Here is a 21,033-nt window from a genome sequence, read left to right on the forward strand (position 1 = left end):
ATTGTGCGCTAAATAATTCTGATCATTGTATATTTATAATACTGATGTAGCATGAATAAGACATTCGCTTTTACTAATATATGTATTGACAAAAATTGCACAAAAGTAAATAATATTACAAACTTTCAGTAATTACTGAAAGTTCATTAAACTTTAACGTTGCCAATTGCTATATTGCCCTGTTAATCCGTCACTCTCAAGGAGCCAATAATGATAGATGAAACCTTTGTGGATCTATCGCGATTACAGTTCGCTGTTACCGCTCTCTTTCATTTCTTGTTTGTACCTCTAACTATAGGTATGACCTGGATCTTAGTTATCATGGAAACGGTTTATGTTATGACCGGTCGCGAAATTTATCGTGATATGACTAAGTTTTGGGGAAAATTATTTGGTATTAACTTTGCGATAGGTGTGGCGACAGGCCTTACCATGGAATTTGAGTTTGGTACTAACTGGTCTTATTACTCGCATTATGTGGGTGATGTTTTTGGGGCTCCCCTCGCTATTGAAGGCTTAATGGCATTCTTTTTAGAATCAACCTTTGTAGGTATGTTCTTTTTAGGTTGGGACAGGCTTTCAAAACGCCAACATTTAGGCGCGACGTTTTTAATGGCAATTGGTACCAACATGTCGGCGCTGTGGATTTTAATCGCTAATGGTTGGATGCAAAACCCAGTAGGTGCTGAGTTTAACTATCAAACAATGCGTATGGAAATGACCAGCTTTGCAGAGCTTGTGTTTAACCCTGTTGCACAAGTTAAATTTATTCATACTGTATCGGCAGGTTATGTAGCAGCGTCTATGTTTGTGCTTGGTATTAGTAGTTGGTATATATTAAAAGGTCGTGATTTAGCATTTGCTAAGCGCTCGTTCTCAGTTGCGTCTGCTTTTGGTTTAGCCTCTGTTTTATGTGTAATTTTACTCGGTGACGAATCAGGTTACGAAGTAGGTGAAGTTCAAAAAGTAAAACTAGCTACAATTGAAGCCGAGTGGCACACCGAAGAAGCGCCTGCTGCTTTTACCGCGTTTGGCTTTCCTGATTCAGAAGAGCAAGTTACTCATGCAGCAGTTAAAATACCCTATGCACTTGGATTAATTGCTACACGCTCACTTGATGAGCAAGTAATTGGTATTTCTGATTTAGAAAAACAACATGAAGTGCGTATTCGTAACGGTATGATTGCTTATGAGTACTTAACAAAGCTCAGAAACGGTGAAGACACACCAGAAAATGTTGCTAAATTTAACTCTATTAAAGACGATTTAGGTTATGGCTTGTTACTCAAACGCTACACACCAGATGTTGTAGATGCCACTGAAGAGCAAATTCAAAAAGCAGTTAAAGATTCATTCCCTAAAGTGGGTCCTATGTTTTGGTCGTTTAGGATTATGGTTGCCTGTGGTATGGCAATGCTAGCGGTATTTATACTTGCCTTTTACTACAATGCTCAACGCGTTATCGAACACAAACGTTGGTTATTATGGGCTGTAGTATTAAGTATTCCACTGCCTTGGATAGCTATTGAATTTGGCTGGATTGTAGCTGAGTATGGCCGTCAACCTTGGGCTATATCAGAAATACTGCCGACCTTTTTAGCTACGTCGTCACTAACTATAAACGACATATTAATTAGTTTAACTGGGTTTATTATTTTTTATACTGGTTTAGCCATTGTTGAAGGTTGGCTGATGATCCGTTTTGTTAAGCTAGGTCCAAGCTCGCTGCATACTGGTAAGTATCATTTTGAATTACCTAATAACACCGCTGAAGATAAAGGAGACCAGTTATGATTTTTGATTATGAAACATTAAAAATGCTTTGGTGGTTGATCATTGGCGTGCTGCTTATTGGCTTTGCGATTACCGATGGCATGGATATGGGTGTAGCTATGTTGCTACGCCTTGTAGGTAAAACAGATTCAGAACGTCGTACAGTAATTAATACCATTGGTCCACACTGGGATGGTAACCAAGTATGGTTTATTACCGCAGGCGGCGCGTTATTTGCAGCGTGGCCTATGGTTTATGCAGCTGCATTTTCGGGGTTTTACTTCGCGATGATGTTAGTACTATTTGCTCTATTTTTTAGACCACTTGGGTTTGATTACCGCAGCAAAGTAGACTCAAAACGCTGGCGTAATAACTGGGATTGGGGTCTGCTTGCAGGCAGCGCAATTCCGGCTTTAGTCTTTGGTGTTGCTTTTGGTAACTTATTTTTAGGCGTACCATTTAATATTGATAACTTAATGCGTGTTAGCTACCAAGGTTCATTTTTTGGTTTACTTAACCCGTTTGGTTTACTTGCTGGTTTAGTGAGTATCACTATGCTGATTGCTCATGCTGGTATGTGGTTACAGCTTCGTACAGCTGATGCAGTAGCAGATCGATCGGGGCAATATGGTCGTTATTCACTGATTGTATTTATTATACTGTTTGCAGGCGCTGGTTTTTGGGTTGCTAATTTAACGGGTTACCAAATTGTATCTATGCCTGATACACAAAGCCATGCAGACCCATTAGCTAAAGTAGTAACAACAGCCCAAGGCGCGTGGCTTAGCAATTACAGTGAACGCCCATGGACTATGACCTTTCCTATTTTAGCGTTTGTAATGGCACTAAGTGCGCTATTGTTTTCTAAATTGAACAAACCAGCACTAGGGCTTATTTCTACAAGTCTTATGCTAATAGGTGTAATTATGACGGCGGGTGTATCACTATTCCCATTCATTATGCCATCAAGTAATAACCCTAATATTAGTTTAACAATTTGGGATGCTGTATCGAGCCATAAAACACTCAATATAATGTTTGTTGCTGTGTGTATTTTTGTACCACTTATTTTAACTTATACCACGTGGTGTTACGTAAAAATGTGGCGCAGAGTAACGGTAGAAGAAATAGAAAACAACTCTCATGGTAGCTATTAAGGAGACTAAACGATGTGGTATTTTGCCTGGATTTTAGGTGTACTTTTAGCCTGCACATTAGGTGTAATAAACGTAATGTGGTATGAGTTTCATCAAAATAAAGACAGCATTGCTGATGACGAACAAGTTATGCATGATTTATTAAACGATGCTAACAACACAAAAGATGACGACTAACCCCCGACCAGATCGCGCGCAGCAGCAATCTCTGCGCGCTTTTTTAAAGCGACAAAGTAAACCTGCGGCAATGTGGCTAAAGTTAAGCATTGCCTTGGGGACTTTTAACGCGCTACTTATGATTGCAGGTGCTTATTTACTGGCTCAAGCTATTCACAACGTTATGTTTGAAGGTAATAACTTAGCCCAAGTTACTCATTTATTGTGGCCGTTAGCAGGTATTATTTTACTTCGTGCTGTATTTTTGGCGTTAAGTGAGCGCTTAAGTGCATTTGCAGCACTTAAAATAAAATCGGCTATGCGTCAAACTCTCTTAAATAAGTTGGCCTTATTAGGTCCTAGTTATATAGAACAACATGGTCAAGGTGCTACTCTTAACACGCTGCATAATGGCGTAGAGGCACTACATGATTATTACGCTAAGTATTTACCGGGTGTTGCTTACAGCGCACTTATTCCGTTGGCAATACTGATTGTTATTTTTCCGACAGATTACAAAGCCGGATTAATATTTTTATTAACCGCTCCACTCATCCCCTTTTTTATGATTTTAGTCGGCTCTAAAGCCGAAGCACTTAATCAAAAACGCTGGAAACAACTCGCGGTATTAGGAAATTACTTTTTTGACCGAGTACAAGGGTTAACACAACTCAAGTTATTTAACGCCACTCAAATAGAGCTTAAACAAATAGCCAAAATATCTGATGACTTTAGACACGCCACACTTGATGTTTTAAAAATCGCATTTTTGTCATCTTTCGCTCTTGAATTTTTAGCGACTATTAGTGTTGCATTAGTGGCTGTAATTATTGGTTTTAGATTGTTTTTTGGCACACTCGATTTTGCTACTGGCTTTGTTGTATTGTTACTAGCGCCTGAGTTTTATTTACCACTACGCCAATTAGGCAGCCATTACCATGCACGCTTGCAAGGTATTAGTGCCGCTGCAGATATGCTAATTATTTTGAATGCGCCATTACCAAACGATGAAGAAATGGCAGTTAGTACACCGATAAATAATTTAGCCTTAAACACAACTAATTCAATAAGTATTACCGACCTTAATTTTATATATCCCGACAGTAACGAAGGTATTAAAAATATTAATTTAACATTGCCAAATAAGGGTCTAGTTGCCTTAGTAGGTGCAAGTGGTTCGGGTAAAAGCACCTTATTTGATTGCTTATTAGGTTTTCATCCTGAGGTTATTAATCATATAAGCATTAATGAGAACACACTTAACTCGTCGCAAATAAACCAGTTACAAAATAATATTGCGTGGATACCTCAAAAAGCGACTTTATTTTACGACAGCATTGCCGCTAATATTAAATTAGCAAAACCTAGTGCAACCCAGCAAGAGCTTGAACACGCAGCGCAGCAAGCCGGTGCCCTTGAGTTTATAAATGCCCTGCCCGATGGCTTTAATACACTTATTGGTGAGCAAGGTGAAGGACTTTCTGGCGGTCAAAAGCAGCGTATCGCGCTCGCCCGTGCATTTATAAAGCAAGCGCCAGTATTGGTGCTTGATGAGCCCACAGCGCACCTTGATAGCCAAACAGAGCAACTTATTCAAAATGCTATTAATGAATATGCTAAAAACAATTTAGTATTAGTAATTGCTCACAGACTTAATACCGTACAGCATGCCAATAACATAATTGTTATGCGCGACGGAGAAATAATAGAGCAAGGTAATTTTAATGAGCTCACAAACAAAAATGGTGAGTTTACTAATTTATTAAAAACAGCCCAACAAGGAGTAGCGCATGACTAACTTTATTCGCTTATTAAAGCTTTGTGCTCCTCATTATAAGGCAATGTTACTTGGTACATTTTTAGCCACAATTACCGTGCTTGCCAATATAGGTTTACTGGCTATATCTGGCTGGTTTTTAGCTTCTATGGCTGCAGCGGGTATTGCAGGCGTACAAATGAATTACTTTACCCCAGCAGGTACTATTCGATTTTTAGCTATTGTGCGCACAGCATCACGTTATGCAGAGCGATTAGTAACCCATAACGCTACTTTTTTATTACTAAGTGAAATACGCGTTAATGTATTTTCTACACTCAGTAAATTAAATAATGTTGATTTAGCAATGAGCCGCAGTGCGGACTTAGTAAATCGCTTACAAAACGACGTAGATGCCCTTGATAAATTTTACCTAAACATTTTATTGCCAATGCTGGTGGCGCTGTTGAGTGTACCAATCATTATGTTATTTATGTCGGCTTATAATGCCAACGTAGCGCTAATTTGCTTTATTGGCATTGTGTTAATTGGTGTGGTTTTACCTGCATTACTCAGCGCTAAACTTAATAAAAATAGCCATAAAGAAACTCAGCTCAGTGCACAGCTTCGCTCTGAGTTGTCAGACACACTAACAGGACTCAGAGAGCTTAGTATTTATCAAGCGCGTTCGCAGCAACTTAATAAATGCGACGAATTAAGTGAGCAATATAACCAGCAGTTATTTATTCGTCATAAAGCACTGGCAAACACCGATGGTTTAAGCTTATTGATTGTGCAACTCGCAATGCTGGGTAGCATCGTTACTATAGTACCTATGGTCTACACCAATACGATGGCTAATGTTGAACTAGCAATGCTCAGCCTTTTTGTTCTAGCGAGCTTTGAAAGTGTACTGCAACTCCCTAATGCTTTTATAGAATTACCAAATGTTTTAAAGGCAGCTGATCGATTATTTACGCTCGAAGATAAAGCAGCAAATTCATCTGTTAAAAATAGCGAAACTCTTACACAAAATATTGATACAAAAGGTAGCGCGTTAATACTTAAAAATATTCACTATCAATACGGCGATCAAAAAGCGTTAAACGATGTAAGCTTTGAGCTAAAAGCACAACAAAAAGTAGCCATTGTTGGAAGAAGTGGCNCGCTTGTAAATTTACTTACGGGTTTATGGCCGTTACAGCAAGGGAGTATTACTTTAAGTAATAACGGTGATCCTGTTAATTTACATTCATTAAGTAACGATACCCGTGCAAACGTTATTAATATTTTGGCGCAACAACATCATATTTTTGATGGTACGTTGAGTGAAAACCTTCGATATGCACATCCCAATGCAACTAAAGAGCAGATGGTCGAAGCACTAACACTTGCACAACTTGAACCTTGGTTTAACGATTTAAAAGCCGGTTTAAAAACACGACTAGGCACTGGCGGGCGCAATGTATCGCAAGGTCAATCTAGGCGCATAGCAATAGCTCAAGCTTTATTACAAAACCCTGCTATTTTAGTGCTTGATGAACCCACCGAAGGGCTCGACAATCAATCTAAACAAAGTGTAATGCACGCTATGATGCAGGTAATGAATAAAACGAGTGTGTTAACCATTACCCACGACCCTGCATTACTAGAGCAAATGGATAATATAATTTGGCTTGAAGACGGTAAAGTAGTTGCACAGGAGCTACATAAAAACTTGCTGAGTAATTATGCAGATTATGTATCGCTTACAACGCGCTTTTAGTCACTTAAAACAACCATTGATACATCAATAACGCCGACTTTAGGGTCGGCTATTTTTTTAAACATATCACGTGATAGGTCAATAATTCGACCGCGCACATACGGACCTCTGTCGTTAATTCTTACTACTACCGATTTATTATTCGCTAAGTTAGTTACTCTTACCCTAGTTCCAAAATCAAGTTTTAGATGAGCTGCAGTAGCGGCTTGTTGGCTAAAACGCTCTCCATTTGCGGTTGTTCTGCCGTGGTATTTATTAGCATAAAAAGAAGCTTTCCCTACTTGAGTAAGCTCTCCAGAAGACGATTTAATAATTGGCTGGCTACTACAAGCAGCTAAAATTGAAAAACAAATAACAGTAAAGATTAACTTAGGTAAACGCATAGGATAGCTTTTATTATACAAATTAGGCGCATGTTAACCTGAGTAGACTGAGTATTGACTGAATCACTCCTAAATTTTAAGCAATAAAAAACCACCATCGATGTTATATCTGAGGTGGTTTTTTTATATCGAATTTGTATTAAGTGAAAGGCGTTATCTTAAAATACCGCGCTCTGAACTTTGAACAAAATCAATCATCAATTTAACAGCTGGGTACTTTGCAGCATCTTCGCTAAGTGACTTAATTGCCTCGTCAACACCTAAACTTTTACGATAAAAAGTTTTATAAGCACGACGTACAGCCATAATTTCATCACTTTCAAAGCCTCGGCGTTTCATGCCTTCAGTATTAATTGCAACTGGACCTGCTGGTATGCCAATAGTAGTAACAAACGGTGGTACATCTTTATTGATAGCAGAGTACATACCAACAAATGCATGCGCACCCACTTTACAAAACTGATGCACGCCAGAGTTACCCGCTAAAATAACCCAGTCACCTATATGTACATGACCCGCTACACTCGCATTATTAGCAAAAATAACGTTATCGCCTATTACTGCATCATGTGCAACATGGGTATAAGCCATAAATAAGTTATTACTGCCAATTTTAGTAACACCTTGATCCTGAGTTGTACCACGGTGAATTGTAGCGCATTCACGAATAACGTTATTATCGCCAATGATTAACGTAGTTGGCTCGTTGTTGTATTTTTTGTCTTGGCAGGCTTCACCTACAGACGCAAACTGAAAAATATGGTTACCAGAACCAATTGTAGACGGTCCTTTAACAACAACGTGAGATTCAATAATACAGTTATCACCGATAACAACATCATTGCCAATATAACTATAAGGACCAACTGAGACATTGTTACCCAGTTTAGCGCCTGGTTCGATTATTGCTGTTGAATGAATCACTATTAAAACTCTCTTCTAGCACACATAATTTCGGCACTACATACTACTTTGCCGTCGACTTTTGCTTCTGCAGAAAACTTCCAGATGTTACGGCGTTCCTTTAAAAACTCAACATGTAGATGCAGTGTATCACCAGGTATTACTGGTTTTTTAAAACGTGCATTATCAACAGCAGCAAACAAATAAAGCTCATTTTCGCTGCGATTTTCAACCGTTTTAAAACCAAGTAAACCCGTGGCTTGTGCCATCGCTTCTAATATTAACACACCAGGGAAGATTGGCTGATTTGGAAAGTGCCCAGTAAAAATAGGTTCGTTTATAGAAACATTTTTAATAGCATGTAGCGATTTTCCCGGTGTAAAATCGATAACACGATCAATTAATAGCATCGGGTAACGGTGTGGTAATAAAGCTAAAATTTCTTGAATATCAAGGCTATTTAATTCGTTTGCCAAAATAGCATCCTTATTAGTGTTCAACGTTGTGACTTAGCCAATGCTTCAAGCGCTTTAAGACGAGACTTCATATCTGAAAGGTTACGCAAGTGAGCAATTGATTTACGCCATTCTTTGTTAGTTGTATGGGGTATGCCAGATGAGTAAATATCTGGTTCGGTGATCGACTTAGTCACCATGCACATTCCTGTAATTATAGCACCATCGCATATAGAAATGTGACCATTAATTGCAACCATGCCGGCAATCTGACAATTTTTACCAATGGTCGTACTTCCTGCAACTACGCTGCAACCAGCAATTGCAGTGCCTGAATTGACTTCAACGTTGTGCGCTATTTGGCACTGATTATCAATAATAACGTTGCTATGAATAATCGTATCGTCAAGTGCACCACGGTCTATAGTCGTACTAGCACCAATTTCAACTTTGTCGCCAATAGTTACAGAGCCAAGTTGAGGAATTTTAATCCACTGACCGCGCTCGTTAGCATAACCAAAACCATCACTACCAATAACACTGTTTGCTTGAAACAAACAATCAGAGCCAATTTCAACATCATGATAAATAGTTACACTCGGCCAAAGCTTAGTGCCAGAACCTATTTTAACACGTTCACCAATAAAACTGTTCGGACCAATTTGTGCGTTGTCACCAATAACAGCATCAGCTTCAACAACAACATTTGCACCAATAGCCGCACTCTTGCTTACAAGTGCAGTAGGGTGAATAACAGCACTAGAATGAATGCCCGTTGATGCAGAACGCGGTGTAGTATCCATTAACTGGGCTAACTTAGCGTAAGTAACGTACGGGTTTGCAACAATGATTTTATTGCCATTAAAGTAAGGAGCATCGGCTACGCCTAAAATAACAGCACTGGCCTGAGTTGTTTCTAGCTGAGGACGGTATTTCTTGTTCGCTAAAAATGCAATATGCCCAGAACGGGCATTTGCAAGAGTAGCTATTTTTTTTATTTCTAAAGCGCCATCACCTTGAAGTTCGGCGCTTAGAAGTTCCGCAATTTGCGAAAGCGTATAATTTTGCATAGATTGATTATTTCTTGCTAACAGCTGCTACTACTTTAGATGAAAGATCAGTTACTTCTTTAGGGTTAAAGTAAATAGTTGTATCTTTTACTTTAACTTCATCAAAGTCGCCATCTTTAGCTATATCTTCAATAGTTTTAATAATTAAACCCTGAACTTTAGCTAGCTCTTGGTTTTGACGTGTTTTAATTTCTTGCTCTAAAGGACGACCTTGTTCAGCAAGATTTTTTTGCATGCCTTGAATTTTATCGCGTAATGTATCTTTTTGAGCTTGGCTCATTGTTGTACTTTCGCGTTTAAATTTTTCAGCTTCAAAGCGAATATCACCTTGTAGCTTTTCAAGCTCTTGGCGACGCTCAGCAAATTCAGTTTGTAATGACTGCTCAATTTTAGCCATTTGAGGAATTTGCTTATAGATTTCTTGCATATCTACAATGCCAACTTTGTGTGCAAATGCACTCGTAGAAGTACCCATAACTAATGTTGCTAAAACAGCTACTGCCGTTGATTTAAATAATTTTTTCACAAAAAACTCCTTTAGAAAGTGTTACTAATATTAAAGCTGATAGTTTTCGTATCGTCATCTTCTTGTTTTTGCAATGGATAAGCAAAACTAATCAGCATAGGACCCATTGGAGAGATCCATTGTAATGATAAACCGGTCGACACCCTAAAACGTGTTGGATCTGAGTAATCGTCTAATTTAGCACGCTCATCAACGCCTAAGTTTTGAAAACGGTCTACGCTAAATTCTGTATCCCATACGTTTGCAGCATCAACAAAGAAGCTCGTACGTACAGAACTTGTATTTTCTTCATCTAAGAACGGTGTAGGAACAATTAGCTCCATACCTGCAACCGCTTTAGCATTACCACCAATACGACCTTGAGGTACTAATATATCAAACTCAGACGCACCACCTATACTACCCGTACTTGAACCATCTGCATTAGGTGTACCATCGATAGACGAAGGTATGCGCGATATTGCTTGCGGTAATATTGTATTACGGTCAAAGCCACGTAATTCCATTTCAGTAATTCGGAAGAACTCTTGGAATGGTAATGTTTGTTCATAACCATTTGTTGAGCCATAGCCATTACCATAACCAAGCGCAGCACGCGTTGAGAACACCCAACGATGGTCATTCGAAATTGGCCAGTAGAAGCGCGAATCATAATTCAGTTTAAAGTACTTAAGGTCTGAATTAGGCGTTGTTGCTGTTAAGTTTAAAGTTTGACGCGAACCTGCAGTTGGGAATAAACCTCGGTTAACAGTAACACGCGACCAACCTACACTTAACTCATATTTAGTAAAGTCAAAACCAGCATCAGGATTTTCAGGGTCTAAGAAGGTTTCTCGAAGTACTCGTGTTTGCTCGTACTCTGCAATATCAGAAAGCTCTTCTTGTATCCAACGTACCCCAAAGTTAACACGATTAATCGCATCAATTGGGAAACCTATGTTTGTACCAATACCATAACTTTTCGATTTATAATCAACAAGGCTAAACGCACTAGCATCGTAATTACTATAAAATATGCTACTACCTTGCGATACACCGTCTGGTGTAAAGTACGGGTCAGTGTATGACAAACTTACACGTTCAGAACCCTTTGAAGTATTAATATTAAAGCCAATTTGGTTACCAGTACCTAAAAAGTTAGATTCTGTTACACCAATATTGAATTGTAAACCTTGGTATGAGCCATATGCTAAGCCCGCGTTAAAGCTACCAGCTGATTGCTCTTTTACTGTAAAATCAACATCAACTTGGTCATCAACACCTGGTACAGGAATAACGTTAAAATCAACTTTTTCCATGTACGCTAAACGCTGAATTTGAAGTTTTGAACGCTCAAGGTTTTGATTAGATAACCATGCACCTTCAAGCTGAGTCATTTCACGACGCAACACTTCATCAGACGTATTTTGGTTACCACCAACAATAATACGGCGTACATAAACGCGTTTACCTGGATTAACCGACAACGTTAATTGTACTTCTTGATTCTCGTCGTCAATTTCAGGGATGGTACGTACTTCAGCATTAGCATAACCAAAACGTGCTAAGTAACTCTTAATAAACTCTTCAGAGGAAGTAACCACTGAGCCGTTATAAAGCTCACCTGCTCTAAGTGGAATAACACTCTTAATTAAATCTTCACGACCAAGTAAGTCACCAATAAAGTCAAAACCTTTAACTTTATATTTAACGCCTTCCGTTAAGTTAGCTGTAACGTAAACAGACTCACGCTCAGGGCTTACTGATACTTGTGTAGAATCGATATTAAAACGTAAATAACCACGGTCTAAATAAAAGCTGCGGATTTTTTCTAAATCGCCTTCAATGGTTTGCTTTTGGTAGCGGTCGCTACCCATAAACTGCCACCAAGGTAAATCTTGCTGTGACTCAGCCAGTTTTAGCAAATCTTCATTAGAAAAAAGCTCATTACCTACCAAGTTAATTTGGCGGATAGATGCAGCATCACCTTCATCAAACTCTAACTTAAGTTTAACGCGGTTACGTGGTAATTTTGTAATGCTAATTTCAACTTTAGCATTGTATTTACCAATACTGTGAAAGAACTCAATTAACCCTTTTTCGATATTATCGATAACGGTTTTATCAAGCGGTTCACCTTGGCGAATATCTTGTTGCTCAAGTGATTCATTAAGCTGCTCGTCTTTAATGTCTTTATTGCCTTCAAACTCAATAAAGCTAATTGTTGGACGTTCAGTTACTTTAAAAACAACGTTATTGCCATCGCGAAGCGCTTTGATATTGTCAAAGTGACCTGAGCGGTAGAGTGATTTTATTGTTTTTGAAATCGTATAATCATCAACATTGTCGCCCACATTGATCGGAATATGCGTTAACGCAGCACCAAGTGCTACACGCTGTAAGCCTTCAACTTTAAGATCTTCAACAATAAAGGAGTTCTGGCCTAGGGCTGCAAAACTTGCACCCAATAAACTTGTTACTGCCAAATGTTTTTTTATAGCCATTTTATTATCTTTATCCTATACAACTGTATTACCGCTTAACATCCAAAATTAGAGATGCTTTACAATCGTGTTCTAATTAGTAATTTGTCACGCTGCAACTACAAACGCGATACATCATTGAACAAAGCGAAACATGTTAGAAAAATGAGTAACAAGGCACCCACTTTAAAACCAAACTCTTGTGTCTTTTCAGAGACTGGCTTTTTACGAAAAAGTTCAATTATGTAATACATTAAGTGTCCACCATCAAGCACTGGCAAAGGTAATAAATTAAATACACCTAAGTTAACACTGATTAGCGCTAAGAAGCTTAAAAAGGCGACTAAGCCATAGCTTACGCTAGTTCCAGCGCCGACTGCAATGCCCACCGGACCACTTAAATTTTTAACCGAAACCTGACCTGTAATTAAATTCCCTATCATGTCAAAACTAAGAGCAATTAATCGCCAAGTTTCTTTAGTGCCACGCACAATACTATCCAACGGACCGTAATGCCTAGTCTCAACAAAGCCTTCTGGCCACTGCTCTACAACGGGAGCAACGCCTAAAAAGCCACGCTCAGTACCGTCATCTGCTAATTGCCCTTTTGGGGTCACGGTAATGGTTTTTATAGTATCTTGTCTTTTTACACTAAATTGTAAAGATTTGTTAGCCGACGTGGTAATAAGATTAACTAATTGCTGCCAACTGCTTATTGTTTCGCCATTTACAGACAAAATAGTATCGTTAACCTGTAAATTTGCTTGTTCTGCTGCTGAATCTTTAGTCACTGCCGCAATAGTTAATGTTGCTTGAGGTCTAAATGGAACGATACCTAATGAGCTTAATGGGGGTACATCTTGTTGATCAAGCTTCCAGCCATCTAAATTAAGTATTTTAACGCGTGGTTGCAGGTTTTCATCACGAACAATAACCTCTACGCTTTCCTCGCCTAAGCTCGACATTAATGCAAATGTAGCATCTTGCCATGTTGTAATTTCGTCATCGCCAATTTTAATAATATGCTGGCTTGGCATTATACCCGCCTGCTCTGCTCGGCTTCCCTCTGTTACGCTTCCTACAACGGGTTTAACCGATTGCACACCCACCATATACATTACAGCAAGTGCAAAAATAGCGAATAAAAAGTTAGCCATAGGACCCGCAGCTACAATAGCTATTCGTGCCTGAACAGATTTTGCATTAAACGATAAATGACGTTGATTTGCCGGTACTTCGTCAACACGCTCATCAAGCATTTTCACATATCCGCCTAATGGAATAGCGGCAATTACATATTCGGTTTTATATTTGTCATGCCATTTTAAAAGTGGTTTGCCAAAGCCAATAGAAAAACGCAGTACTTTGACACCCATTTTGCGTGCAACCCAAAAATGGCCGAATTCATGGACTGTAACTAAAATACCAAGCGCTAAAATAAATGAGCCTAGGTTCCAAAAAAAATCAAACATATTAATGCACCACTTTTGTAATAAACTGCGAAGCGCTTAAGCGAGCTAACCGGTCGCACTCTAAAATTTCGTCTAAGCTTTGTACATTGGTGTACGTAGCCGCTTCGAGAGTCTGTGCATTTATTTTATATATATCGGTAAAACCAATTTCACCTTTTAAAAATGCATTAACCGCTATCTCGTTTGCGGCATTCACCGTTGTTGTTGCTCCTTGCCCTGCACTACACGCTTCAATAGCGAGTTGCAAATTAGGGTAACGAGAAAAGTCAGGCTTGGTAAACGAAAAATTAGAAATATCAGAAAAATTTAGAGGCTTAACGCCTGCATTTATACGCTCAGGGTAAGCAAGTGCATGGGCAATAGGCGTGCGCATATCAGGATTTCCCATTTGCGCTAAAATAGAACCATCATGGTACTGCACCATTGAGTGGATAATACTTTGCGGATGGATAACCACATCAATATCGCTAGCATCGCAATTAAACAGCCATTTAGCTTCAATAAATTCCAAGCCCTTATTCATCATGGTTGCCGAATCGACAGATATTTTTTGCCCCATAGACCAATTAGGATGCGCAACAGCTTCACTAACTGTTACATCTTTGAGTGTATTTACATCACGCGTTAAAAATGGACCGCCAGAACCTGTAAGTAAAATTTTACTTACTCCGTGGTTTTGTAGCTTTTGATCGCCGTTACCATTTTGTAATGAACTAGGTAGGCATTGAAAAATAGCATTATGTTCGCTATCAATTGGCAGTAGTGTTGCCTTGTGTTGTTTAACTTTATCAATAAACAACTGACCCGACATAACCAGGGATTCTTTATTAGCAAGCAGTACTTTTTTACCGNNNNTACTGCACTCAATGTAGGCAGTAAGCCCGCAGCACCAACAATTGCTGACATAACAATATCAACATCTGGATGAGCACATAAGTCGCTCATTGCTTGTTCACCGTGCATAACCAGTGTTTGGCACTGAGTATTAGCTAAATGACTAGATAACTGCTCAGCAGCTTGCTGCGTTGCCATAATCGCATAAAGCGGTTCATGCTCAATGCACAACTCAGCCATTTTTTTTGCATTCAGCCCTGCGACCAACACAAAAACATCAAATAATTCTTTGTTTCGTGATACAACATCAAGCGTACTTAAACCTATCGATCCTGTAGCACCTAAAATAACCAATAATTGCTTTTGGCTCATAAACTCAGAGTCCACGCGTAACACATAACAAACATAGGTGCCGCCGCCGTTAGGCTATCAATTCTATCTAAAATACCGCCATGACCAGGTAAGCAGCTGCCGCTATCTTTTAAGCCAGCTTCGCGCTTAAACATACTTTCTAACAAGTCACCAACCGCAGAAAACAACGCGATAAATGCAGTCATAATTGCATAAATTGGCCAAACATATAAATCTACTTCAGTGAAGTAACAAAACGCCAATACAAATATTATTGATGCGGCTACACCACCGGCTAATCCTTCAATTGTTTTGTTTGGACTCACTTTAGGCATTAACTTATGTTTACCAAAGCTTTTACCTGTAAAGTAAGCACCCACATCAGCGCTCCACACAATTCCTAAAACAACTAAAATAAGTACAGAACCAAAATGAGTAGACTCCATGTACTGAGCACTGCGTAATGTATTTAGTGCAAGCCATAGTGGTACAAGCGTAAGTAAACCGGCAATGCCACGCATTACCAAACCTTCATTCCACGCTTTTGCCATTGCTGGGTAACGCCATATTAAATAACTAGCAACAATCCACCAAGCAAACGCAAGTGTAAATAAATAATTCGCATCACCAACTAGCTTACCGTTTTGCCATAAAGCTTCAATTGGCCAGTGTAAATTAAGCAGCGCTAATAAAGCGGCAACTAAAAGTACAAACGATCCTCTTTTGAGCTTGTTACACAAACCCATGAATGCAGACCATTCCCATGCACCCAATAATACTATTGCACCAGCAAAATAACTAAATAACGTAAGCGGTGTATAAAAAACCAAAGCTAATGCTAATGGAGCTAGCACTAGTGAGGTTAAAATTCGTTGTTTTAACAAAATTGTGACCCTTATTCTATTTAGGTTTGAGCGAGTAATTGTTTTATTTGTTCGCCCGTACAACCAAAACGTCGCTCTCTGGCAACGTAACACGCAATAGCCTCAGCAAATGCTGCTTCATTAAAGTCAGGCCAAAGTGTTTCGGTAAAGTAAAGTTCAGCGTAAGCCGTTTGCCATAGTAAAAAGTTACTAATACGAACATCGCCACCTGTGCGAATAAGTAAATCAGGTTCAGCCTGATCTGCCATGCTTATATGTTGTGCTAAACGCTCTTCGGTAATATCTTCTGCGTTAAGTAAACCTTGTGCTACTTGCAACGCTAATTGCTTTGCAGCATTGGCAATATCCCAACGTCCACCATAATTGGCTGCAACATTTAAACGCAACCCGGTGTTATTTTCAGTCAGTTCTTGTGCAGCATATACTTTGCTACGTAAACTTTCAGAAAATCGTGATAAGTCTCCAATAATGGTCAGTTTTACATTGTTTTTGTGAAGCTTTTTTACTTCTTTTGTTAAAACAAACAAAAAAAGCTCCATTAAAGTATTTACTTCGTCTTCAGGGCGGCGCCAGTTTTCACTACTAAAAGCAAATAAGGTTAAAGATTGTATTCCTAACTTAGTACAAAACTGAACAGATTGACGCACAGCGTCCACGCCTTTTTTATGCCCATATACACGAGGTCTTTTTCTAGCTTGTGCCCAACGTCCATTACCATCCATGATGATAGCAACATGTTTGGGTAAACATTGCTGTGAAATTGTATCAGCGTCTAGAGCCATAAATATCGAGTATTCCATAAAAAAACGCCGCCTAGTATACCCCAGACGGCGTTTCAAAACTAATAATTTTAGTTGCTTAGATTTCCATCAATTCAGTTTCTTTCGCTGCTAAATGAGTATCCATATCTTTGATAAATTTATCTGTAAGCTTTTGAATTGCATCTTCTGCTTGACGCGCTTCATCTTCAGAAATTTCTTTATCTTTTAGTAACGCTTTAAAATCACCGTTTGCATCACGACGAATATTACGAACAGCAACACGACCGCCCTCAACTTCAGCGCGTACAATTTTAATTAAATCTTTACGACGTTCCTCTGTAAGTGGAGGAAGTGGTACACGAATAACAGTACCTGCCGACATAGGGTTTAAACCTAAATCAGACGCCATAATTGCTTTTTCAACAGCTTGCGCTAATGACTTATCGAAAACACCAATAGCAAGTGTACGAGAGTCTTCAATCGTTACGTTTGCAACTTGGTTTAAAGGTGTTGGCGCGCCGTAGTAAGACACCATAATACCGTCTAATATCGCTGGGTGAGCACGACCAGTACGAATTTTAGATAGCTGGCTGCCTAGTGCTGTTACACTCTTTTGCATGCGCTCTTGCGCATCTTTTTGAATATCGTTAATCACGGTTCAATCCTAATCTATTTGATTATTTCATCTGAGGCTTGTGAAGAAATAAGGGTTCCTTCTTCTTCACCCATAATAACACGCTTAAGCGCGCCTGATTTATTCATGTTAAATACGCTTAGTGGCATTTTATGATCGCGTGCCAAAGTAAACGCAGCTAAATCCATAACTTTTAATTCTTTATCAATAACTTCATTGTAGCTTAAGTGGGTATAAAGCGTTGCATCTGGATTTTTAACAGGGTCATCACTGTAAACACCATCAACTTTAGTTGCTTTAATTACGGTATCGGCTTCAATTTCAATACCGCGTAAACACGCAGCAGAATCGGTAGTGAAGAACGGATTACCCGTGCCCGCTGCAAAAATAACAACGCGACCTGTTTTTAACAAGCTAATTGCTTCAGCCCAATTGTATGCATCACATACACCATTTAATGGGATAGCCGACATTAAACGACAATTTACAAATGCACGGTGTAATGCATCACGCATTGCCAAACCATTCATAACGGTTGCAAGCATGCCCATATGATCGCCAACTACGCGATTCATACCCGCTTCGGCAAGAGAGCCGCCGCGTAAAAAGTTACCACCACCGATCACTAAACCCACTTCTACGTCGAGTTCTACCAGCTCCTTGATCTCTTGAGCCATACGATCTAAAACTTTTGGATCGATGCCAAAGCCTGCGTCTCCCATTAAAGCTTCACCGCTTAATTTGAGAAGAACACGTCTAAAAATAGGTTTGCGATTGATAATCATAGTATTGGGGCCAACTTTTATTGAATTATGGATAAAAAATAACCGCGCTTATGTTAAACATAAAAGCGCGGTTATTTTAAAGAATTTCTAGCTGCGAAGCAAAACCAAATAGTACTTTAATTGCATCTAATTTCCTTTTGCTTCACAAATAGTAATCTTACTTAGCTTTAGCAGCAGCAATTTGAGCAGCAACTTCAGCAGCAAAATCTTCTTCTTTCTTCTCGATACCTTCACCAACTTCTACACGTACGAAGCTAGTAACTGTTGCGTTTTTCTCTTTAAGAATATCGCCAACAGATTTTTTAGGTTCCATGATGAAAGCTTGACCAGTAAGAGAAACCTCACCAGTGAATTTCTTCATACGACCAACAACCATCTTCTCAGCGATTTCAGCAGGCTTGCCTTCATTCATCGCGATTTCGATTTGTACTTGTTTTTCTTTAGCAACAACATCAGCTGGAACATCTGAAGGTGTTAGGTATTCAGGGCTAGATGCAGCAACGTGCATTGCAACGTGCTTAAGTGTTTCTTCATCAGCAACACCCGCAACAACAACACCGATACGATCGCCATGACGGTACTCAACTAGGTTTTCACCTGTTACGTACTGTAAACGACGTACATTGATGTTTTCGCCAATTTTAGTAACTAGCTCAACACGGTCTTCTTCAAACTTAGCTTGTAAGTCTTCGATAGAGATTGTGTCAGCAATTGCAGCGTCAGCAACTTTATTAGCAAATGCTAAGAAGCTTACGTCTTTTGCAACGAAATCTGTTTGACAGTTAACTTCTACTAGTACTGCAACACCCGCATTTTGCTTGATGATGATAGTACCTTCAGCAGCAATGTTACCTGCTTTTTTAGCAGCTTTAGCAGCGCCACTTTTACGCATGTTTTCAATCGCTAACTCGATGTCGCCATCAGTCTCAGTTAACGCTTTTTTACAATCCATCATGCCAGCGCCTGTGCGCTCGCGTAATTCTTTAACTAGGGCAGTAGTTACAGCCATTAGTAAATCCTCAAATCTGAATTCTGGTTTAGATAAGCGGGTTACCCGCTCTACAAGAATAGCAAGCCTTCACCTTAAAAAGATGAAGACTTGATGACAGCTAATTACTCAGCTTCTACGAAGTCGTCTTTCTCAGCTTGAGCAACGATGTTATTCTCGCGGCCTTCAGTGATAGCAGTGGCAACAGCACTTGTGTAAAGGCTTACTGCACGGATAGCATCATCATTACCAGGAACGATGAAATCAACGCCGTCTGGATTAGAGTTAGTATCAACGATTGCAACAACTGGAATACCTAGGTTGTTAGCTTCACGGATAGCAATGTGCTCGTGGTCTGCATCAATAACGAAAAGCGCGTCTGGAAGACCGCCCATGTTTTTGATACCACCAAGGCTTTTTTCAAGCTTTTCCATTTCGCGGTTAAGCATTAACGTTTCTTTCTTAGTTAATTTCTCGAAAGTACCGTCTTGGCTTTGTGCTTCAAGGTCTTTAAGACGCTTGATTGATTGACGAACTGTTTTCCAGTTAGTCAACATGCCACCTAACCAACGGTGGTTAACGTAAAACTGATCGCTAGCGATAGCTGATTCTTTTACTGCTTCGCTTGCTGCGCGCTTAGTACCAACGAAAAGAACTTTACCTTTGTTTGAAGCAGCACCAGTTAAAAACTTAAGTGCGTTATTGAACATTGGTACTGTTTGCTCAAGGTTGATGATATGTACACGGTTACGTGTGCCGAAGATGAAAGGTTTCATCTTAGGGTTCCAGTAACGAGCTTGGTGACCAAAGTGAACACCAGCTTGAAGCATATCGCGCATTGAAACGTTTGCCATTTTATAGATCCTCTATAGTTGTTAGGGTTAGGCCTCCACATATCCCATAGCACCAACACCGAAGTATTTAAACTTCAAATGCACCCAAGTGTATGTGACGATACGTGTGTGTGTTAAAATCAAATTGTGTTTGCCTTAAATACAAAAAATCATTTAAGAATTTATTTGTAAAAAGACGGCGCGCTTTATACCATATTAAAATTAAATACTCAACATCGCGTGCAAAAATTATGCAGCGATAAATATTCAAAACTCAATTTTGGAGCCTCAATGAGCGCTATTATCAAGACCCCTGAAGAAATAGAGAAAATGCGCGTAGCTGGGCGCTTAGCGGCAGATGTACTTGAAATGATCGGCCCACATGTAGTGCCTGGTGTTACCACTGATGAACTAAATACACTTTGTCATGATTTTATTGTTAATGTGCAAGAAGCAGTCCCTGCTCCATTAAATTATCATGGCTTTCCAAAATCGGTTTGTACATCAGTAAACCATGTTATTTGTCATGGAATCCCAAACGATAAACCATTAAAAGATGGTGACAGCGTTAATATTGATGTAACCGTAATTAAAGATGGTTACCACGGCGACACATCAAAAATGTTCCACGTTGGTACACCAAATATTCAAGGCAAACGTCTTTCAGAAGTAACACAAGAAAGCTTATACCTTGCCATTAAAATGGTTAAACCAGGTGCACGCCTAGGTGATATTGGCGAAGCTATTCAAAAATATGTTGAAGGTTTTAACTACTCAATCGTACGTGAATACTGTGGTCATGGTATTGGCGCTGGCTTTCATGAAGAGCCACAAGTAATGCATTACGGTAGAGCAGGTACTGGCGAAGTATTAAAAGCAGGTATGTGTTTAACTATTGAGCCTATGGTTAATGCGGGTAAACGCCAATGTAAACTACTTAAAGATGACTGGACTGTGGTAACACGTGACCGTAGTTTGTCTGCACAGTGGGAACATACATTATTAGTGACTGAAAATGGTGTTGAAATTTTAACGCTACGATCAGATGATACAATCGACAGGATCATAGAACACTAATAATAAGG

Annotated in this window: 19 protein-coding genes and 1 pseudogene; 6 read left to right on the forward strand and 14 right to left on the reverse strand. The window is 39.3% G+C overall.

The features are described 5' to 3' along the window. Window positions 1-210 precede the first annotated feature (210 nt). Genes L647_RS0118695 through cydC form a run of 5 tightly spaced genes read left to right on the forward strand, consistent with a single transcriptional unit; the run spans window position 211 to window position 6,607 of the window. A complete protein-coding gene (locus tag L647_RS0118695) occupies window positions 211-1,794 on the forward strand; it encodes a cytochrome ubiquinol oxidase subunit I (RefSeq protein ID WP_024612390.1) in 1,584 nt (527 codons plus the stop codon). Continuing rightward, window positions 1,791-2,930 carry a cytochrome d ubiquinol oxidase subunit II gene (cydB, locus tag L647_RS0118700; protein WP_024612391.1) on the forward strand — a complete coding sequence of 380 codons (1,140 nt, stop codon included), beginning with the start codon at window positions 1,791-1,793 and terminating at the stop codon, window positions 2,928-2,930. Before L647_RS0118695 ends, cydB begins: the two co-directional genes overlap by 4 nt. A 12-nt stretch (window positions 2,931-2,942) precedes the next feature. Continuing rightward, complete coding sequence (gene cydX / locus L647_RS0118705) at window positions 2,943-3,107, forward strand: cytochrome bd-I oxidase subunit CydX (protein WP_024612392.1); 165 nt, start codon at window positions 2,943-2,945, stop codon at window positions 3,105-3,107. Then, window positions 3,097-4,884, forward strand: coding sequence for a thiol reductant ABC exporter subunit CydD (cydD, locus tag L647_RS0118710; RefSeq protein ID WP_024612393.1), 1,788 nt, complete (start codon window positions 3,097-3,099; stop codon window positions 4,882-4,884). Before cydX ends, cydD begins: the two co-directional genes overlap by 11 nt. Beyond that, window positions 4,877-6,607: a thiol reductant ABC exporter subunit CydC gene (cydC, locus tag L647_RS0118715; protein ID WP_024612394.1), complete on the forward strand. Its 1,731-nt coding sequence runs from the start codon at window positions 4,877-4,879 to the stop codon at window positions 6,605-6,607. Before cydD ends, cydC begins: the two co-directional genes overlap by 8 nt. Here cydC and L647_RS0118720 read toward each other — a convergent pair. The 14 genes and pseudogenes from L647_RS0118720 to rpsB form a co-directional block, all read right to left on the reverse strand. Beyond that, on the reverse strand, window positions 6,604-6,990 hold the full coding sequence (locus L647_RS0118720; protein WP_024612395.1) for a septal ring lytic transglycosylase RlpA family protein: 387 nt from the start codon (window positions 6,988-6,990) through the stop codon (window positions 6,604-6,606). The genes cydC and L647_RS0118720 overlap by 4 nt on opposite strands. Window positions 6,991-7,143: 153 nt before the next feature. Continuing rightward, complete coding sequence (gene lpxA, locus L647_RS0118725; RefSeq protein ID WP_024612396.1) at window positions 7,144-7,914, reverse strand: acyl-ACP--UDP-N-acetylglucosamine O-acyltransferase; 771 nt, start codon at window positions 7,912-7,914, stop codon at window positions 7,144-7,146. 2 nt (window positions 7,915-7,916) lie between these two features. Further along, on the reverse strand, window positions 7,917-8,369 hold the full coding sequence (gene fabZ / locus L647_RS0118730; protein WP_024612397.1) for a 3-hydroxyacyl-ACP dehydratase FabZ: 453 nt from the start codon (window positions 8,367-8,369) through the stop codon (window positions 7,917-7,919). 20 nt (window positions 8,370-8,389) lie between these two features. Then, complete coding sequence (gene lpxD, locus L647_RS0118735) at window positions 8,390-9,418, reverse strand: UDP-3-O-(3-hydroxymyristoyl)glucosamine N-acyltransferase (protein ID WP_024612398.1); 1,029 nt, start codon at window positions 9,416-9,418, stop codon at window positions 8,390-8,392. Between the two features lie 7 nt (window positions 9,419-9,425). After that, window positions 9,426-9,944, reverse strand: coding sequence for an OmpH family outer membrane protein (locus L647_RS0118740; RefSeq protein WP_024612399.1), 519 nt, complete (start codon window positions 9,942-9,944; stop codon window positions 9,426-9,428). A gap of 11 nt (window positions 9,945-9,955) precedes the next feature. After that, window positions 9,956-12,427, reverse strand: a complete 2,472-nt coding sequence (bamA, locus tag L647_RS0118745; protein WP_024612400.1) for an outer membrane protein assembly factor BamA — start codon at window positions 12,425-12,427, stop codon at window positions 9,956-9,958. A gap of 98 nt (window positions 12,428-12,525) precedes the next feature. After that, window positions 12,526-13,878, reverse strand: a complete 1,353-nt coding sequence (rseP, locus tag L647_RS0118750) for a sigma E protease regulator RseP (RefSeq protein ID WP_024612401.1) — start codon at window positions 13,876-13,878, stop codon at window positions 12,526-12,528. Window position 13,879: 1 nt separating this feature from the next. After that, window positions 13,880-15,084 (reverse strand): annotated as a pseudogene (ispC, locus tag L647_RS01000000124570) (1-deoxy-D-xylulose-5-phosphate reductoisomerase). Continuing rightward, the gene (locus L647_RS0118760; RefSeq protein ID WP_024612402.1) at window positions 15,081-15,947 is read right to left on the reverse strand and encodes a phosphatidate cytidylyltransferase; all 867 of its coding nucleotides are present in this window, start codon (window positions 15,945-15,947) and stop codon (window positions 15,081-15,083) included. The pseudogene ispC and the gene L647_RS0118760 overlap by 4 nt, the downstream one beginning before the upstream one ends. 20 nt (window positions 15,948-15,967) lie before the next feature. After that, entirely contained in the window at window positions 15,968-16,747 is a 780-nt protein-coding gene (locus L647_RS0118765) for an isoprenyl transferase (protein WP_024612403.1), read from the reverse strand. Window positions 16,748-16,805: 58 nt separating this feature from the next. After that, window positions 16,806-17,363: a ribosome recycling factor gene (gene frr / locus L647_RS0118770; protein WP_024612404.1), complete on the reverse strand. Its 558-nt coding sequence runs from the start codon at window positions 17,361-17,363 to the stop codon at window positions 16,806-16,808. Window positions 17,364-17,377: 14 nt separating this feature from the next. Next, a complete protein-coding gene (gene pyrH / locus L647_RS0118775; protein WP_008168615.1) occupies window positions 17,378-18,127 on the reverse strand; it encodes a UMP kinase in 750 nt (249 codons plus the stop codon). Between the two features lie 157 nt (window positions 18,128-18,284). After that, entirely contained in the window at window positions 18,285-19,136 is an 852-nt protein-coding gene (gene tsf / locus L647_RS0118780; RefSeq protein ID WP_024612405.1) for a translation elongation factor Ts, read from the reverse strand. A 104-nt stretch (window positions 19,137-19,240) separates the two neighbouring features. Next, window positions 19,241-19,969 carry a 30S ribosomal protein S2 gene (rpsB, locus tag L647_RS0118785; protein WP_024612406.1) on the reverse strand — a complete coding sequence of 243 codons (729 nt, stop codon included), beginning with the start codon at window positions 19,967-19,969 and terminating at the stop codon, window positions 19,241-19,243. A 270-nt stretch (window positions 19,970-20,239) separates the two neighbouring features. On the opposite strand from rpsB, the gene map reads away from it, so the two are divergent. After that, the gene (gene map / locus L647_RS0118795; protein ID WP_024612408.1) at window positions 20,240-21,025 is read left to right on the forward strand and encodes a type I methionyl aminopeptidase; all 786 of its coding nucleotides are present in this window, start codon (window positions 20,240-20,242) and stop codon (window positions 21,023-21,025) included. Window positions 21,026-21,033: the final 8 nt, after the last annotated feature.

This window comes from Pseudoalteromonas sp. TB64 (genome assembly GCF_000498095.1).
Lineage (GTDB): Bacteria > Pseudomonadota > Gammaproteobacteria > Enterobacterales > Alteromonadaceae > Pseudoalteromonas.

Bases quoted from the DNA above. Each gene is read 5' to 3' on its own strand.
- L647_RS0118695 (WP_024612390.1), top strand. From the start codon at position 211: ATGATAGATGAAACCTTTGTGGATCTATCGCGATTACAGTTCGCTGTT.
- cydB (WP_024612391.1), top strand. From the start codon at position 1,791: ATGATTTTTGATTATGAAACATTAAAAATGCTTTGGTGGTTGATCATT.
- cydX (WP_024612392.1), top strand. From the start codon at position 2,943: ATGTGGTATTTTGCCTGGATTTTAGGTGTACTTTTAGCCTGCACATTA.
- cydD (WP_024612393.1), top strand. From the start codon at position 3,097: ATGACGACTAACCCCCGACCAGATCGCGCGCAGCAGCAATCTCTGCGC.
- L647_RS0118720 (WP_024612395.1), bottom strand. From the start codon at position 6,990: ATGCGTTTACCTAAGTTAATCTTTACTGTTATTTGTTTTTCAATTTTA.
- lpxD (WP_024612398.1), bottom strand. From the start codon at position 9,418: ATGCAAAATTATACGCTTTCGCAAATTGCGGAACTTCTAAGCGCCGAA.
- bamA (WP_024612400.1), bottom strand. From the start codon at position 12,427: ATGGCTATAAAAAAACATTTGGCAGTAACAAGTTTATTGGGTGCAAGT.
- rseP (WP_024612401.1), bottom strand. From the start codon at position 13,878: ATGTTTGATTTTTTTTGGAACCTAGGCTCATTTATTTTAGCGCTTGGT.
- L647_RS0118765 (WP_024612403.1), bottom strand. From the start codon at position 16,747: ATGGAATACTCGATATTTATGGCTCTAGACGCTGATACAATTTCACAG.
- pyrH (WP_008168615.1), bottom strand. From the start codon at position 18,127: ATGATTATCAATCGCAAACCTATTTTTAGACGTGTTCTTCTCAAATTA.
- tsf (WP_024612405.1), bottom strand. From the start codon at position 19,136: ATGGCTGTAACTACTGCCCTAGTTAAAGAATTACGCGAGCGCACAGGC.
- rpsB (WP_024612406.1), bottom strand. From the start codon at position 19,969: ATGGCAAACGTTTCAATGCGCGATATGCTTCAAGCTGGTGTTCACTTT.
- map (WP_024612408.1), top strand. From the start codon at position 20,240: ATGAGCGCTATTATCAAGACCCCTGAAGAAATAGAGAAAATGCGCGTA.